This window comes from Stenotrophomonas sp. CCNWLW162 (assembly GCF_037203745.1).
GTDB lineage: Bacteria > Pseudomonadota > Gammaproteobacteria > Xanthomonadales > Xanthomonadaceae > Stenotrophomonas > Stenotrophomonas maltophilia_AQ.
The window spans coordinates 234,510-250,097 of sequence record NZ_JBBCBL010000004.1; the positions used below are offsets into that span (position 1 = coordinate 234,510).

The 15,588-nt window shown below is 63.7% G+C and carries 11 protein-coding genes and 1 tRNA gene; 7 read left to right on the forward strand and 5 right to left on the reverse strand.

Annotated elements, in window-relative coordinates; translation table 11 throughout:
• The first annotated feature begins 228 nt into the window (after positions 1 to 228).
• The 3 genes from serC to aroA all read left to right on the forward strand — a co-directional run bounded on the left by serC (position 229) and on the right by aroA (position 3,949).
• The gene (gene serC, locus V9K93_RS13215; protein WP_337302680.1) at positions 229 to 1,314 is read left to right on the forward strand and encodes a 3-phosphoserine/phosphohydroxythreonine transaminase; all 1,086 of its coding nucleotides are present in this window, start codon (positions 229 to 231) and stop codon (positions 1,312 to 1,314) included.
• 51 nt (positions 1,315 to 1,365) lie between these two features.
• On the forward strand, positions 1,366 to 2,565 hold the full coding sequence (gene pheA / locus V9K93_RS13220) for a prephenate dehydratase (protein WP_337302681.1): 1,200 nt from the start codon (positions 1,366 to 1,368) through the stop codon (positions 2,563 to 2,565).
• 76 nt (positions 2,566 to 2,641) lie between these two features.
• Entirely contained in the window at positions 2,642 to 3,949 is a 1,308-nt protein-coding gene (gene aroA / locus V9K93_RS13225; RefSeq protein WP_046987516.1) for a 3-phosphoshikimate 1-carboxyvinyltransferase, read from the forward strand.
• 212 nt (positions 3,950 to 4,161) lie between these two features.
• Here aroA and V9K93_RS13230 read toward each other — a convergent pair whose 3' ends face one another.
• Both V9K93_RS13230 and V9K93_RS13235 read right to left on the reverse strand, forming a co-directional pair.
• A complete protein-coding gene (locus V9K93_RS13230; RefSeq protein WP_337302682.1) occupies positions 4,162 to 4,734 on the reverse strand; it encodes an energy transducer TonB in 573 nt (190 codons plus the stop codon).
• A 119-nt stretch (positions 4,735 to 4,853) separates the two neighbouring features.
• Complete coding sequence (locus V9K93_RS13235) at positions 4,854 to 5,492, reverse strand: energy transducer TonB (RefSeq protein ID WP_136638230.1); 639 nt, start codon at positions 5,490 to 5,492, stop codon at positions 4,854 to 4,856.
• A 113-nt stretch (positions 5,493 to 5,605) separates the two neighbouring features.
• Here V9K93_RS13235 and serS point away from each other — a divergent pair, with 113 nt between their 5' ends.
• Complete coding sequence (gene serS, locus V9K93_RS13240) at positions 5,606 to 6,886, forward strand: serine--tRNA ligase (protein WP_337302683.1); 1,281 nt, start codon at positions 5,606 to 5,608, stop codon at positions 6,884 to 6,886.
• Between the two features lie 105 nt (positions 6,887 to 6,991).
• Here the strand turns inward: serS and V9K93_RS13245 are convergent, their stop codons facing one another.
• Complete coding sequence (locus tag V9K93_RS13245) at positions 6,992 to 7,342, reverse strand: SH3 domain-containing protein (protein ID WP_046987637.1); 351 nt, start codon at positions 7,340 to 7,342, stop codon at positions 6,992 to 6,994.
• Positions 7,343 to 7,580: 238 nt separating this feature from the next.
• Positions 7,581 to 8,168, reverse strand: coding sequence for an FMN-dependent NADH-azoreductase (locus V9K93_RS13250; protein WP_253078530.1), 588 nt, complete (start codon positions 8,166 to 8,168; stop codon positions 7,581 to 7,583).
• Positions 8,169 to 8,293: 125 nt separating this feature from the next.
• On the opposite strand from V9K93_RS13250, the gene V9K93_RS13255 reads away from it, so the two are divergent.
• The gene (locus V9K93_RS13255) at positions 8,294 to 9,286 is read left to right on the forward strand and encodes a LysR family transcriptional regulator (protein WP_006375981.1); all 993 of its coding nucleotides are present in this window, start codon (positions 8,294 to 8,296) and stop codon (positions 9,284 to 9,286) included.
• Between the two features lie 54 nt (positions 9,287 to 9,340).
• On the opposite strand, the gene V9K93_RS13260 is transcribed toward V9K93_RS13255, so the two are convergent.
• Positions 9,341 to 10,408 carry a DUF4241 domain-containing protein gene (locus V9K93_RS13260; protein ID WP_337302684.1) on the reverse strand — a complete coding sequence of 356 codons (1,068 nt, stop codon included), beginning with the start codon at positions 10,406 to 10,408 and terminating at the stop codon, positions 9,341 to 9,343.
• 124 nt (positions 10,409 to 10,532) lie between these two features.
• Here V9K93_RS13260 and V9K93_RS13265 point away from each other — a divergent pair.
• Positions 10,533 to 10,622, forward strand: a tRNA-Ser gene (locus V9K93_RS13265).
• A gap of 692 nt (positions 10,623 to 11,314) precedes the next feature.
• Positions 11,315 to 15,553 carry an RHS repeat-associated core domain-containing protein gene (locus V9K93_RS13270; RefSeq protein WP_489686269.1) on the forward strand — a complete coding sequence of 1,413 codons (4,239 nt, stop codon included), beginning with the start codon at positions 11,315 to 11,317 and terminating at the stop codon, positions 15,551 to 15,553.
• Positions 15,554 to 15,588: the final 35 nt, after the last annotated feature.

Consider the following 15,588-nt stretch of genomic DNA (forward strand, 5'->3'; position numbering starts at 1 on the left):
TCGGTGGGCATGACGCCTGACAGCACACTGCTTTGGTAGGTGCCGACCTTGGTCGGCACGCTCTCTAGGTGGGGATGACGCCTGACGGCGTACGCCGACCAATGTCGGCGACTACCGGCGCCATGCTGGCGGTCAATGGATTCCAATGAAACCAAATTTCCCTTGCCGCACAAGGCCGCAAGGCTGGTGCACTGCGGCATACTAGGGGTCTTGCCCCACAGGTGTGACATGACGCGCGCGTTCAACTTCAGTGCCGGCCCTGCAACCTTGCCGGAATCGGTCCTGCGCCAGGCGCAGGCGGAAATGCTGGACTGGCACGGTAGCGGTGCCTCCATCGTCGAAATGAGCCATCGCGGCGCGGAATTCATGTCCGTGGCCGCCGAAGCCGAGGCCGACCTGCGGCGCCTGCTCGACATCCCCGAAGACTATGCGGTGCTGTTCCTGTCCGGTGGTGCCACCACCCAGCAGGCGCTGATCCCGCTCAACTTCGCCGCCCCCGGCCAGCGGGCCGACTATGTGGTCAGTGGCCACTGGGGCAAGACCGCAGTCAAGCAGGCCGGCGTCTATGTCGACGTCAATATTGCCGCCAGCAGCGAGGCCAACGGCTACCGCACGCTGCCGCCGCGCGCCGACTGGCAGCTCTCGCCTGATGCCGCTTACGTGCACCTCACCGCCAACGAGACCATCCACGGCGTCGAGTTCCGTGACGTGCCTGATACCGGCGACGTGCCGCTGGTGGCCGACTTCAGCTCGTCCATCGCCAGTGAGCCGTTGGACGTGCGCCGCTATGGCGTGATCTACGCTGGAGCGCAGAAGAACCTCGGCCCGGTCGGCATCGCGGTGATGATCATCCGCCGCGATCTGCTGGAGCGCAGCGGCCAGCCGCGGGCGGACATCTTCGATTACCGCTCACACGTCGCTCGCGACTCGATGCTCAACACCCCTCCCACCTGGAACTGGTACCTGGCTGGCCTGGTGTTCAAGTGGATGCTGGCCGAAGGTGGCGTGGCCGAGTTCGCCAAGCGCAACGCCGCCAAGGCCGCGCTGGTGTACGGCGCCATCGACGGTTCCGGTGGCTTCTACCGCAACGAGGTCGCGCATGCGGCACGTTCGCGGATGAACATCCCGTTCTTCCTGCCCGATGCCGAGCTCGATGCCCGCTTCGTCGCCGAAGCCAAGGCCGCTGGCCTGCTGGCGCTGAAGGGACACAAGGTGGTCGGGGGCATCCGCGCCTCGCTGTACAACGCCATGCCGCTGGCCGGGGCCGAGGCGCTGGTCGCCTTCATGGCCGATTTCCAGCAGCGTCACGGCTGAGCAATGAACGGCGCGCACCGTTGGGTGCGGGCCCCGCAACAAGGAACTCCGATGGCAAGCAGCAAATCCAGCAAGAAGGCGCCGAAGAAGGCCGGACCGGCCAAGGACAGCGCGTCCACCAAGGCGAAGAGCAAGGCCAAGGCCGCCTCGAATCCGGCGCCCACCCTGGCGCCGCTGGCGCTGGCCGATGTGCGCTCGAAGATCGACCAGATCGACCGCGACATCCAGAACCTGATCGCCGAGCGCGCACGCTTTGCCCACCAGGTCGGCAAGGCCAAGGGCAAGCTCGCCGCCGCCGTCGACTACTACCGCCCCGAGCGCGAAGCGCAGGTGCTGCGCATGGTGGTGGACCGCAACGAAGGCCCGCTCAGCGATGAGCTGCTGGTGCACGTCTACCGCGAAATCATGTCGGCCTGCCTGGCCCAGCAGGAGCCGCTGAAGATCGGCTACCTCGGCCCGGAAGGCACCTTCAGCCAGCAGGCCGTGCTCAAGCACTTTGGCCGCTCGGCGCTGGGCCTGCCGATGGCCAGCATCGAAGAAGTGTTCCAGGAAGTGGAAGCGGGCAGCGCCGATTTCGGCGTGGTGCCGGTGGAGAATTCCGGGCAGGGCACCATCCAGATCACCCTGGACATGTTCCTGACCTCCAACCTGAAGATCTGTGGCGAAGTGGAACTGCGCGTGCAGCAGTACCTGATGTCGCGCAGCGGCCGCATCGAGGACATCGAGCGCATCTACGCGCACCCGCAGTCGTTCATGCAGACCTCGGCCTGGCTGCGCGCCAACCTGCCGAAGGCCGAGAAGATTCCGGTCTCGAGCAATGCCGAAGGTGCGCGTCGTGCGCGCAATGCCGACGACGCGGCGGCCATCGGTGGCGAGAGCGCCGGCCACGTATATGGCCTGAAGAAGGTGGTCACCAAGCCGATCCAGAACGATGCCGACAACACCACCCGCTTCCTGGTAGTGGGCCGCAACATCTTCCCGACCTCCGGCCACGACCGCACCTCGGTACTGGTGTTCATCCATGACAAGCCTGGTGCGCTGTTCGATGTGCTCAGCCCGTTCGCCCGCCACGGCATCAGCATGAACCGCATCGAGTCGCGCCCGTCGCACCACGGCAAGTGGGAATACGGCTTCTTCATCGACCTGGCCGGCCACATCGACGACGCGCCGATGCAGGCCGCTCTGGCCGAACTGGAAGCGCACTCGGCGCAGATCAAGGTACTCGGCTCCTATCCGGTGGCCGTGCCCTGATTGCTGCTGCGGTGGCTGCGGCTGCCGCTCCCTGATGCATCGCCGGTGCTGCCGGCGTTTACGGAACGATCGAACGATGAGCAACGCGCAACACTGGATCGCCCGCAAGGGCCAGCCGCTGCAGGGCAGCCTGACCATTCCCGGCGACAAGTCGGTCTCGCACCGCTCGGTGATGTTCGCCGCGCTGGCCGATGGCACCTCGCATATCGAGGGTTTCCTGGAAGGCGAAGATACTCGCGCCACTGCGCGCATCTTCAGCCAGCTGGGCGTGCGCATCGAGACCCCAAGCCCGTCGCAGCGCATCGTGCACGGCGTCGGTATCGACGGCCTGAAAGCACCGGATGCACCGCTGGACTGCGGCAACGCCGGTACCGGCATGCGCCTGCTGGCCGGCCTGCTGGCGGGCCAGCCATTTGACTGCACGCTGATCGGTGATGAATCGCTGTCCGGACGCCCGATGCGCCGCGTCACCGGCCCGCTGTCGCAGATGGGCGCGAAGATCGACACCCAGGATGACGGCACGCCGCCGCTGCACGTGCATGGCGGGCAATCGCTGCACGGCATCGACTTCGCCTCGCCGGTGGCCAGCGCGCAGATCAAGTCGGCGGTGCTGCTGGCCGGCCTGTATGCGCAGGGCGAAACCAGCGTGGTGGAACCGCACCCGACCCGCGACTACACCGAGCGCATGCTCTCTGCATTCGGGGTGGAGATCGAATTCTCGCCAGGCAAGGCCCGCCTGCGTGGCGGCCAGCGCCTGCGTGCCACCGACATCGTGGTGCCCGCCGATTTCTCCTCGGCCGCGTTCTATCTGGTGGCTGCCAGCATCATTCCCGGCTCCGAACTGCGCCTGAAGCAGGTCGGCCTGAATCCGCGTCGCACCGGGTTGCTGCACGCGCTGCGCCTGATGGGTGCGGACATCACCGAAGAGAACCCGGCCGAGCAGGGCGGTGAACCGGTGGCAGACCTGGTGGTGCGCTACGCGCCGCTCAAGGGTGCGCGCATTCCGGAGGAGTTGGTGCCGGACATGATCGACGAGTTCCCGGCGCTGTTCGTGGCCGCTGCGGCCGCCGAAGGGCAGACCGTGGTGAGTGGTGCTGCCGAACTGCGAGTGAAGGAATCCGATCGTCTTGCCGCAATGGCGACCGGCCTACGCGCGCTGGGCATGCAGGTGGACGAAACTGAAGATGGCGCAACCCTGCACGGCGGTGTACGCCTGGGTAGTGGCACCATCGAAAGTCACGGCGACCATCGCATCGCCATGGCGTTTGCCATTGCCGGCCAGATCAGTGACGGCGAAGTGCGCATCAACGACATCGCCAACGTCGCCACCTCCTTCCCGGATTTCGACGGACTGGCGCGCGGAGCCGGGTTCAATCTAGGCTGAGCGTTACCGAATCCGCCGGGCCAGGCCCGGTGGATTGCGCGCCCCGGTAGCTGCCGACCTTGGTCGGCACGCTTCCATCACCCGGTGGGTGCCAACCTTGGTTGGCACGCTCACATCGCCCGGTAGGTGCCAACCTTGGTTGGCAGACGTCTCCGCATAAAAGGACGGAGGCCGAAGCCTCCGTCGAAACATCACGAACCCCTCGTCCGCGATCAACGCTGCTCGGTACGGAAATCCACCGGAACCCGCACCACGCTTGCTACGGCACGGCCTTCATGCATTGCCGGCTGGAACTTCCAGTTCTGCACGGTGTTGAGCACCGCACGATCCAGGTCACGGCTGCGCTCGCCGCTGCGCGAGACGATCGCAGCGTTGGCGACATTGCCGCGGGTATCGACATTCAGGCTTGCGATCACGCTGCCCTGCACGCCACTGCGCAGTGCGGCAGCGGGGTAGGTAGGCATGCGATTGCTGGCCAGCGGGCGTGCTTCACGATTACGCACCACTGGCGCAGCCTTGCGCTGGCCTGAGGCCGGGGCGGCCTGGCGCGTTGCAGGTGCCGCTGCATCGATCGCCGCAGCCTGCTCAGCGGCCGGCAACATGCGCTCACCGACCGGTGCCGGCGCCACATCTTCCTGGTTGGAGTAACGCAACCAGAGCAGGGCGGCAGCAAACATCGCCACGATCAGCGCAATCCACATCCAGGGCGAGGTGGGCGTGTGCTGTGCGCTGGAATCCTGCGGCAGATGCGGCGAGTGGAGGTTCTCGTGGGTGGTGGCAGTCATCGCAAACTCCTTCCGTCACTTGGCGACGTGGGAAGTGTTGCCCGAGCCACGGACGAGGAGTGTCAGCGTTGCGTCAACGCCACCGGCAGGGTTCAGTTTGCCTGCCGGAAAGCGTTCAGTTACTGCGTCTTGAAGTCGAACGGCACCTCAATGCTGCCCGGTACGGCCTGGCCGTTGCTCTGTGCCGGAGTGAAGCGCCAGCGCCGCACGGCGTCGGTGGCGGCACGGTCGAGCTCGCGTGAGCCGCTGCGCTGGATCAGCGTGGTGTTGTTCGGGTAGCCGGTGGCATCTACGTCCACGCGCACCACCACGGTACCTGTCTCGCCGGCACGCAGGGCGGCGGCAGGGTAGGAGGGAGGCGGCGACTGGCCGGCAATCGGCATCGGCTGGCTGTTGCCGGTCGCGGCCGGCGCCGCGCCCGGGGCGGCCGGGGCCGGCTCGGCGATCGGGGCGGGCGGCGGCGGAGCGGTTTCGACCAGCTTCGGCGCTTCTTCCTCCACCGGTGCCGGCTTGGCGTCAGGCATGTCGCTGGAACCGGCCGCAGCGGCCAACGGTTCCGGCAGGGGCTCGACCTGGGCGGTTTCCTGCGGGGTCTGCGCGGCCGGGTCGGCGCGGAAGAACTCCTTGTCACGACCGGTCAACCAGACCAGCACGAACAGCAGCACGCCCACACCGAAGGCGATGCCGGCGATCTTCAGGGCGTTGCGCGGGATATGCACAGTGAACGACTTGGCGGGCGACGAGCGAGGTGCAGACATGGACCAGACCAGTACGGAATGGCTCGATTCTGCCACGGCGGGAATGAACCGGGCGGCAGAAATCCGTATAACAGGCGATAATCCCGTTCCTGATACCCACCACGACACCTGCCATGCTTGATCCAGCCCTGCTCCGCCACCAGCCCGCTGACCTCGCCGAACGCCTGCGCACCAGCCGCGGCTTCGAGCTCGACGTGTCTGCCCTGGAGTCCCTGGAGGCAGATCGCAAGCGCATCCAGGTGCGGACCCAGGAGCTGCAGAGCCTGCGTAACAGCCGTTCCAAGGCCATCGGCCAGGCCAAGGCCAAGGGCGAGGATGTCTCGGCCATCATGGCTGAAGTCGCCGCGTTCGCCGACGAGCTGAAGGCTTCGGAAGTGGCGCTGGACGAGCTGCGCGAGAAGATCGACGCCATCTCGATGGGTATCCCGAACCTTCCGGCTGATGACGTGCCGGCCGGTGCCGATGAAAGCGAGAACGTCGAGCAGTCGCGCTGGGGCACCCCGCGCCAGTTCGACTTCAAGGTGCTGGACCACGTTGAGCTGGGCGCACGCAACGGTTGGCTGGACGGCGAAACCGCGGCCAAGCTGTCCGGTTCGCGCTTCACCGTGCTGCGCGGCCCGATCGCGCGCCTGCACCGTGCCCTGGCCCAGTTCATGGTCGACCTGCACACCGGTGAGCACGGCTACGAGGAAACCAACGTGCCGCTGCTGGTCAATGCCGATTCGCTGCGCGGCACCAGCCAGCTGCCGAAGTTCGAGGACGACCTGTTCAAGACTGCCGTGGGCGACTCCACGCGCTACCTGATCCCGACCTCGGAAGTGCCGCTGACCAACATCGTGCGCGACGAGATCGTCGATGCCGAACGCCTGCCACTGCGCATGACCGCCCACTCGATGTGCTTCCGTGCCGAGGCCGGCAGTGGTGGCCGCGACGTGCGCGGCATGATTCGCCAGCATCAGTTCGAGAAGGTCGAGCTGGTTTCGATCAGCCGCCCGGAAGAAAGCGACGCTGAACATCAGCGCATGACCCGCTGCGCCGAGGTGGTGCTGGAAAAGCTGGGCCTGCCGTACCGCAAGGTGCTGCTGTGCACCGGCGACATGGGCTTCTCGGCGGTGAAGACCTATGACCTGGAAGTCTGGCTGCCGTCGCAGGAGACCTACCGCGAGATCTCCTCGTGCTCGAACTGTGGTGACTTCCAGGCCCGCCGCATGCAGGCCCGCTGGCGCAACCCCGCCACGGGCAAGCCGGAACTGGCGCACACGCTGAACGGCTCGGGCGTGGCCGTCGGCCGCGCGATGATCGCGGTGATGGAGAATTACCAGAACGCCGACGGCAGCATCACCGTGCCGGAGGCCCTGCGCCCGTACATGGGTGGCCTGGAAACCATCGGCTGATTCCCTGATCGGGTGGGTGCCATGCTTGCATGGCACCGTATCCACGCATGGCGTGGATCTACAATGCGGGCTACATCCTCGCCATGCGTGGATGAACCACCGCGATCACTCCACGGCGCGCACCTTCTCCAACGGCACCCATCCGGGTTCGCCCGTCTCCGGCACGCACCACGCCCAGCCATTGAGCGTGTGTTGCCCGCGCAGCATCTGCCCTGGATCCACATCCAGTTCGCGCGCACAGTAGTCCACCGTGGCAAACGCGCCACCCTGCGCATCGCGGCCGATCACCGGCGCCGGCACGAATCCGGGCTGCTGGCCCTCGGCTTCGCACAGGAACCAGTCTTCCCAGCCCTCCGGGCCCTCATAACGTTCGCCGACCACCAGTGCCTGGCCACGGCGCAGGGTGATCGGGTGCGGAAATTCGCTGCGATGTGCAGTGGTCACGATGTAGTCCATGAACCACTGTACCGCTTCCGCCGGGCATGGCCCGGCGCTACCAGAGCCGGCCGGACCATGCCGGCACCTGCACGGGCAGCGCCGGGCCATGCCCGGCGGGCAAGAATCGGCATGCAAAAAAAGCGGCCCCGCAATGCGGGGCCGCCAGGGTGGGCCGGGATGGGGGAGGGGATCCCGGCCCGCGTTCAGCGCCCAGACGAGGAGAGAGCGGCGCCGAACGCTGGAACGCTGGAACGTGTTACGCCGCGGCGGCTTCAGCCGCTTCGTGAGACGGCAGCGCGGCCAGTGCGCCGGCAATGGCGTCTTCGCGGTGCTGCGGCGAGTAGGCAATGCCCTCCGCACGCACGAACTCGATGTCGTTGATGCCCCAGAAGGCGAACGTCTGACGCAGGAAGGGTTCCTGGAAGTCGGCCGGCGAATCGGTATAGATGCCGCCACGGCTGCTGACCACGATCACCCGCTTGCCACCGGCCAGGCCCACCGGGCCGTTCTCGGTGTACTTGAAGGTGCGGCCGGCCACGGCGACGCGGTCGATCCAGGCCTTCAGGGTGGAGGGGATGCTGAAGTTGTACATCGGCGCGCCGATCACCACGATGTCAGCTGCCAGGAACTGCTCGAGCACCTGTTCAGCCTCGGCGGCTTCGGCCACGTCGGTCTTAGCCAGCGAACCACTGCGCAGGTGCGGTACCGGATTGGCGTCAAGATCGCGATAATCGACCTGCAGGCCTTCGACCTGCTGCTTGAACCGGGCCACCACGGCGGCGGTCAGGTGGCGGGAGACGGAGTTCTCGCCAAGCACGCTGGCGTCGAGATGCAGAAGCTTCATGGCAGTCACCTATGTTCTGGAGGGAAGGGCGGGTGGCCCCGCCGACGGAGAGAACGATAGGTTGTTGCAAAGGCGGGATAAAGGTGGTTGAATGCCACGTATTGTTCTAGATATGGAACTCGGGCATGCATGACCTGAATGACCTGTACTACTTTGCGATGGTGGTCGACCACGGTGGATTCGCCGCCGCCGAGCGCGCTCTGGGTATCCCCAAGTCGCGCCTGAGCCGCCGCATCAGCCAGCTGGAAACCGACCTGGGCGTGCGACTCCTGCAGCGCTCCACGCGCCGTTTCGCGGTGACCGACGTTGGTACCAGCGTGCATCGCCACGCGCAGACGATGCTGGCCGAGGCGCAGGCCGCACGCGAGGTGGTGGACCGCCTCAGTGCGGAACCGCGCGGCCTCGTGCGTGCCAGCGTGCCGGTATCGCTGGCGCAGATGCAGCTGCCCAAGCTGCTGCCCAAGTTCCTTGAGCAGTACCCGAAGGTGCGGCTGCAGCTGAACATCAGCAACCGCCGCGTGGACATCATCAATGAAGGCTACGACGTGGCCCTGCGCGTGCGTTCGCGCCTGGACGACGACGGCAGCCTGGTGATGCGCAGCTTCGGCCAGGTGCAGGAACTGCTGGTGGCCAGCCCGAAGTACCTGGACCGTGCGGGACGCCCGAAGGATCCTGAAGAGCTGACCCAGCACGTCACCCTCAGCATCAGCGAAGACGAAGCCCGCCAGCGCTGGGAGCTGCATGGCCCGGAAGGCGAAGTGCGCCGGGTCGACCTGCAGCCGCGCGTGGCCGGTTTCGACTTCCCGCTGCTGCAGAGCATGGTGAAGGACGGTTTCGGCATCACCATGCTGCCGGAAACCGTGTGCGCCGATGCGGTGCGCAACGGCGAATTGGAAGTAGTGCTGCCGGACTGGTCGCTGCCGCAGGGCGTGTGCCATGCCGTGTTCGCCTCGCGCCGCGGCCTGCTGCCGGCGGTGCGCGTGTTCATCGACTTCCTGGCCGAGCACCTGCCGCCGCAGCTGGAGGCCTCGCGCCTGGATTGCGGTGGCGCCTGTGAAAAGGCCAAGGAGCGGATCAAGGCCAGTGCACTGGGTGCGCTGGCAGTGGATGCCGGCTGAGAGAGTTGAACGGTAGCGCCGGGCCATGCCCGGCGTTGTCGCTTCCGATCGCGATCAATTCCGCCCTAACAACCGATCCCAGAAGCCGCGTCGCGGCTGGGCCGTTGGCTGGGGAGCAACGACCGGCGCTTCCAGCACCGCCATCAGTTCCGCGCTGCGTGGCTTCTTCAGGAAGTGGGCGTAGTCCATGTAGCTGGTCACCTTGCTCATGTGCAGGCGCTCGGGCATCGCCGGCAACGCGCCGCCCTGCAGCAGCACCCGCAACGCTTGCGGGCGGTCCAGGCGGACCGCCTCGAACAGCGCGGTGCCGCCACAGCCCGGCTCGATCTGGTTGGCGCGCCGCGGTGCATCCTTGAGCAGGGCTTGCAGCGCCTCTGCGTCATCGCGCTCTACGGCAGCCACCAGCAGCGCCAGTGCCTCCGCTTCTTCTGGCGGCAGACTGTCGCGATAGGCCTGGTCGGCAATCTCGCGCTCGTCGCGCCCGTCACCGCCCTGGATGCACAGGAAGTCGGTGACCAGGGCGACCGGAATGCCGGAGGTATCCAGTGCCCAGTAGCTGGGATACACGCCGTCGCCCCAGCCGCTGGTGAACACGACCAGGCCGTGCGGCGAGTCTTCGCCCCAAGGGCGGTACTCGGCGCCTTCGTCCAGTCCGTCGTGGTCGATCAGCGTATCTGACCATTCGCCGTCATCGTCGCCGTCAGCCTGCTCGATCAAGGCGAGCAGCGCCTGCTGGGTATCGGTATCCATGAAGCAGCCGATGCTGGCGTCGACCGGATAGCCGATGAAGCTGTCCTCGTCCAGGCCGGTCAGGTCCTGCGTGGTCCAGCGCGCCATCTGCCAGTGCAGGGCGGATGCGGTGAGCGACTGGCGCGGCTTGAACCAGACCACGGCCAGCGCCGGGCGGCCGCTGTGCACGATGATCTCGACGGGATGCCGACCCACGGGAGCGGTGTAATCGGCCAGCGCAGGCGCCTCGGCCTGGACCAGCGGATCGCAGACCACCAGATGCCCGCTGCTGACCGGGAGGTGCCCGGCGAAAGTACGGTGCAGGGCCACTGCGGCCAGCTGGGTGTCGTCCAGCAGGGTGGTGCGCAGGTTGGCCAGGTCGAGGTGGGCCATGGGGGCTCCGATTGCAGTGAAGGCCCCACCGTGCCGCATGCGAAGGGAGGGAGCAAGGGTGGTCTTGGGCAAATGGCCTTCACGTGCGAGAATACGGCGCTGCCCGGGCGACCGGGACCCGATTGGAGAGATGGCCGAGCGGTTTAAGGCACCGGTCTTGAAAACCGGCGAAGGGTCAAACCTTCCGTGGGTTCGAATCCCACTCTCTCCGCCAAGATGTTCAGAAGAGCCCCTGGAAACAGGGGCTCTTCTGTTTTTCCGAGCGGTGCGAGACCGATGCCCTTGAGCGAATGCCGTCCATTGAGACCTCGTGTCATCAGCCTGACTCCGGATGTGCCGGATGCTGCTGCACGAAACTGGTGGGTCGATCCCATTCGGCTCTGTCCAGATTTGCTTCTATTTGTCTCAGTTGATGCTTATGGGCAATGTCATTGAGGCGGGCATCGTGTAGTTTCCTCAAGATGCTTGTTGCCTCGCCTGCCGACTGGAGACAGCGGCTGATGGTTGGCAAGGGATAGCAGCACAGTTGGACGGAGGGGCGGGCAGCGCCGCATCCATATGGTCCGATGTACCTGTCGAAGCCCCCGTACTCGCTGCGAAATGCTGTTGCTAAGGAAGTTTGATCGGCAATTTCAAGGAAGAGGTAAGGTCATGAGAAAGATCCGACGGAGAAGTCCGGGTAAATTTCTTTCTGAAGCCGGTATCAGCTGGCTTGCCGCTCGGTTGATGATTGCGCTTCTCATTGTGGCGGGATGTGCGATGTCGCCTGCAGCGCGTGCGTATACGTCTATGCAGCAGGCAATGGCTACCTGCCAAGCAACACTGCCTGCATACGCTGGACATAACTATTGCGCACCTGGATATGGGGTCGGTTGGATCGGGAACCCCCCTGGACCTCATGCTTTCATGCGTCCTGTGGGGCAGTCACGATTGCATGTGGCAGCTTGGGGGTTTGGGTGCCCTTCCGAGGAGAAGTGGAGTAGGCGCGCAGGGCGATGCGTTCAAAAAGACGGCCCACCCGAATATCCACTTCCCGATCTCGAGGATCCTGAAACTGGCGAGTACGGCTCACCGAAGTGCGACAGCAATTGTCCTCCAGCGGGAGGTAATGGAAGTAATCCCATTGACAGCGCTACCGGCAACAAACGGCAGAATGAAGTCGACTTTGTGGGTGCGGGCGTCTTTCCGCTGAGCTTGGAGAGGACCTACAACAGCGGTAGGGCACTCGAAGGTGATCCCTTTCCGATGGGTGCAGGTTGGTCACATAGCTACTCAGCACGGCTCTATCCGGTGACAGATGGCAACTACGTGATGTATCGAATCATCGCGCGGCGCTCAAATGGAGCTCGTCAGAGCTTCACCCGGGTTGGCGATGAGTGGCTAAGCGATGCAGATGTTGCAGGCAAGATCAGTGTCCTCATGAGTGGCGGGACGCTTAGCTCTTTCACTTATTCGCGCGGCGATGGTGCTGTAGAAACCTATGATCGTGATGGTTTGCTCACCTCGATCACCGATCCTGGCGGTCATCGACAGGTACTGTCCAATGTTTACGCAGGTGGGATCAAGCGACTGGAGAGGGTTACGGACCCGGAAGGGCGCAGTCTGCTCTTCTCATACAAGGATCAGATGGTTGAATCGGTGACGTTGCCAAACGGGCGCGTCATCCGATATGGCTACGCCGATGGGGATCTGGTCAGCGTTTCCTATCCGGAAGCGTCAGCCGGAGAGTCCGTCCGCCGCTACCATTACAACGAATTGGATCAGACGACTGGCGTTTCCCAGCCCCACACGTTGACGGGCATCACCGATGAAAGCGGTCAGCGCTACGCAAGCTGGGGCTATGACGGCTATCGGCGCGGTGTACTGAGCGTCCATGGCGACTATGCGACGGGCACCATCGATAGAACCCTGTTGACGTTCAATGATGATGGTACGACGACGGTCACCGACAGCTTGGGGAAGGTGCGCCACTATGGCTTCGATGTGAAGCATCGTGTCGCCCGGCTCGCGTCGCTCGATGAGCTGTGCCTGGGGTGCAGCAACACCGCCAGGGCCAAGACCTATGATGGGAATGGCATGGTGCAGTCATCGGTGGATTTTTCCGGTAACGAGACAACGTTCAGTCACAACGCGCGCTTGCTTGAAGTTCAGCGCATCGAAGCTGCCAATGATGCAACGGGCCTCCGGCGCACCATGCAGACTGATTGGCATCCCAGTTTGAGGGTTCCAGTCGAGCGCCGTGTTCTTGATGCGGCGAATGTACTGATGCTCAGATCCACCTGGACCTACAACGCACGCGGGCAAGAGCTTGCCGCAACGCAGGTTAACCCTGCGACGGGCGAGACGCGAACCACAACGAGCACGTACTGCGAAGCGGTCGACGTGGTGGCAGGACGGTGTCCGTTGCTAGGGCTGCTCACCCAGGTCGATGGACCCCGATCGGATGTCACTGACACAACCTCCTATGTTTATTATCCCAGCAGCGACGCTGGGTGTGCCACGGGCTCCGGCTCATGTCTCTACAGGAAGGGCGACCTGTGGAAAGTTGTCAATGCAGTGGGTCACATCTCCGAGGTACTCGCCTATGACGGTGCCGGGCGACCGACGTCTTTCAAAGACCCCAATGGCATCGTTACCGAGATCGCGTACCATCCACGTGGCTGGCCAACCATTGTCAGATTTGATTCCGCATCGGGTGCTGGCGCACGCACAACCCGCCTGGACTACTGGCCCACAGGCCTCGTCAGGCGGGTGACGCAGCCAGATGGATCCTATGTTTCCTATTCCTACGACGTTGCGCACCGATTGACGGCGATTTCCGATAGCCAAGGAAACTCGATCAAGTTCGTTCTGGACAATGCGGGGAATCGAGTTGCGGAAGAGACGCGGGACGTCAGTGGCGTCCTGAAGCGAGCGCTCAGCCGGATCTACAACCAGTTCGGGCAATTGGCCACAGAGGCAGATGCCGGTGCTAATCCCACCGACTTCTCGTACGATGCCGACGGCAACATCGCTTCCAGAACCGATGCTCTTGGTCATAGTAGTCGACAGCAATATGATTCATTGAACCGCCTTGTGCTGTCCCTTCAGGACGCCGGGGGGCTGGATGTTGAGGTCCGTACGCAGTACAACGTTATGGATCAGGTGACCCGGGTAGTTGATCCCAAGGGGCTGTCTACAACCTATTCCTACAACGGCTTTGGCGACCTGACTGGGCAGGTCAGTCCTGACAGCGGCGCGAGCCAGTACACGGTTGACTCGGGCGGCAATCGTCGGACGTTCACAGATGCCCGCGGCGTCACCGCTTCGTATCAGTACGACGCGCTTGATCGTGTGACCGGTATTGTCTATCCGGACGCTAGTCTGAATGTGATCTACAGCTACGATCTGGTGCCGGCGTCCTGTGCTGCGGACGAACGTTTCGCGAAGGGGCGGCTTGGACAGGTTCAACACGCCGGCGGCAGTACGTTGTACTGCTATGGCCGCCTCGGTCAGGTGATCCGCAAAGTGCAGACGGTCAACGGCGTGACCCGGGCCGTAAGATATGTCTACGACCAGTCTGGCCAGTTGGTGACGCTGGTGCAGGCGGACGGCAACGTGGTCGATTACGTGCGCGATGGTTTCGGTCGCGTAGACCAGATCGGCCTGACCCGGCCAGGTCAGGCGAGACAGGTCGTAGTCAAGGATGTGAAGTACGCCGCATTCGGTCCGGCCACCGGTTGGACGTATGGCAACGGCCGACAGCTTGATCGTCCACTGGATCTCGATTACCGCCCGCGAGCGGTGAATGATCCGAACGCTGGAGGCCTTTCCCAGAGCTACGGCTACGATCCTCTTGGCTCCATCGTGTCGCTGAAGGATGGCAGTGGTTCGGAGACAATGGGGCGGTATGCCTATGACGCCTTGGGGCGACTGACCCAGACGCAGGACGGTGCTACCGGAACACCCATCGAGACCTACGCGTATGACTCCACGGGCAACCGCACTTCGCTGACAGCTGCCGGCATCACATCGCTTTACAGCTACCCGGCAACGAGTCATCGCTTGACGGCCGTCGACGATGACGTACGTGACCATGACGCGGCTGGCAATACCGTTAGCGCCAGGGGCAAATCATTCACCTACAACGATGCGAATCGCCTGGCTGCTTTGACGCAGGATGGGAGTGTGGTGGAACGCTATGACTACAACCATCGGGGAGAGCGCATTCTTCGTACTCCATCGAACAGTGATGCGCGGATCACGCTGTATGACGAAGCTGGGCGGTGGTTGGGGGATCATCTGGCATCGGGCCCGTCGCAGCAGGCGATCTGGCTGGATGACTATCCGGTGGCTCTGATCAGTACTTCGGGTGCTGGTACTCAGGAGCTGTTCTACATCCAACCCGATCACCTCGGAACCCCTCGTGTTGTGATCGATCCCGCTCGCAACGTGACCGTATGGGAATGGAGCAGCAAGAGCGAAGTGTTCGGCAATCAGGCGCCGAACAAGGACCCCGACGGTGATGGCGCGACCTTCGACCTGCCGCTTCGTTTCCCTGGGCAGCAGGCGACGGATGCAACTGGGGCGTTCTACAACTATCGGCGGGAGTACGATCCAATCACGGGCAGATACACGCAAAGTGATCCCGTTGGTCTGGGCGGTGGCATCAGTACATATGGCTATGCTGACGGGGATCCTCTTTCTCTGACTGATCCTTTCGGTCTGCAGGCAGTGAGGCCGCCCAGCTTCTCCCGCCCGGGTGGAGGAAATGCGGCGCAGAGGCGAACGGCAGCGCGGGCACATCTGAACGCATTGCAGTCAAATTCGCATTCATCTCCAATTTATTCTCGCGGGCTATCTCCGGAGGAGGTCGCCTCCAACGAAAACGCTGCGAGTCTTATGAGTGAGTTTGATTACACACAATACTGCTCGATTGAGATATGCAGGAAATCCCCCGACCAATGCACGTCGGGTGACGTCATGAAGGGTGGGTTTCCAGGCAATCCCACAGTGGCTCAGGTTAGTGCTCGAGGTTGCATATGCGCGAGGACCTACTACAGGAACTCACCAGATCCACATTCCTCGAAACCTCCGAAGGATTGGGATAATTGGGTCCGGGCATTATTCATTGATGCTCTTATTCATCGTGGTTCTAGAAGATAGTTATGCTCATCAAAGTGTTCGGAGTTCTGGTCGGC

Coding starts and splice junctions, on each gene's coding strand:
- serC (WP_337302680.1), top strand. CDS start 229: ATGACGCGCGCGTTCAACTTCAGTGCCGGCCCTGCAACCTTGCCGGAA.
- pheA (WP_337302681.1), top strand. CDS start 1,366: ATGGCAAGCAGCAAATCCAGCAAGAAGGCGCCGAAGAAGGCCGGACCG.
- aroA (WP_046987516.1), top strand. CDS start 2,642: ATGAGCAACGCGCAACACTGGATCGCCCGCAAGGGCCAGCCGCTGCAG.
- V9K93_RS13230 (WP_337302682.1), bottom strand. CDS start 4,734: ATGACTGCCACCACCCACGAGAACCTCCACTCGCCGCATCTGCCGCAG.
- V9K93_RS13235 (WP_136638230.1), bottom strand. CDS start 5,492: ATGTCTGCACCTCGCTCGTCGCCCGCCAAGTCGTTCACTGTGCATATC.
- serS (WP_337302683.1), top strand. CDS start 5,606: ATGCTTGATCCAGCCCTGCTCCGCCACCAGCCCGCTGACCTCGCCGAA.
- V9K93_RS13245 (WP_046987637.1), bottom strand. CDS start 7,342: ATGGACTACATCGTGACCACTGCACATCGCAGCGAATTTCCGCACCCG.
- V9K93_RS13250 (WP_253078530.1), bottom strand. CDS start 8,168: ATGAAGCTTCTGCATCTCGACGCCAGCGTGCTTGGCGAGAACTCCGTC.
- V9K93_RS13255 (WP_006375981.1), top strand. CDS start 8,294: ATGCATGACCTGAATGACCTGTACTACTTTGCGATGGTGGTCGACCAC.
- V9K93_RS13260 (WP_337302684.1), bottom strand. CDS start 10,408: ATGGCCCACCTCGACCTGGCCAACCTGCGCACCACCCTGCTGGACGAC.
- V9K93_RS13270 (WP_489686269.1), top strand. CDS start 11,315: ATGCGTCCTGTGGGGCAGTCACGATTGCATGTGGCAGCTTGGGGGTTT.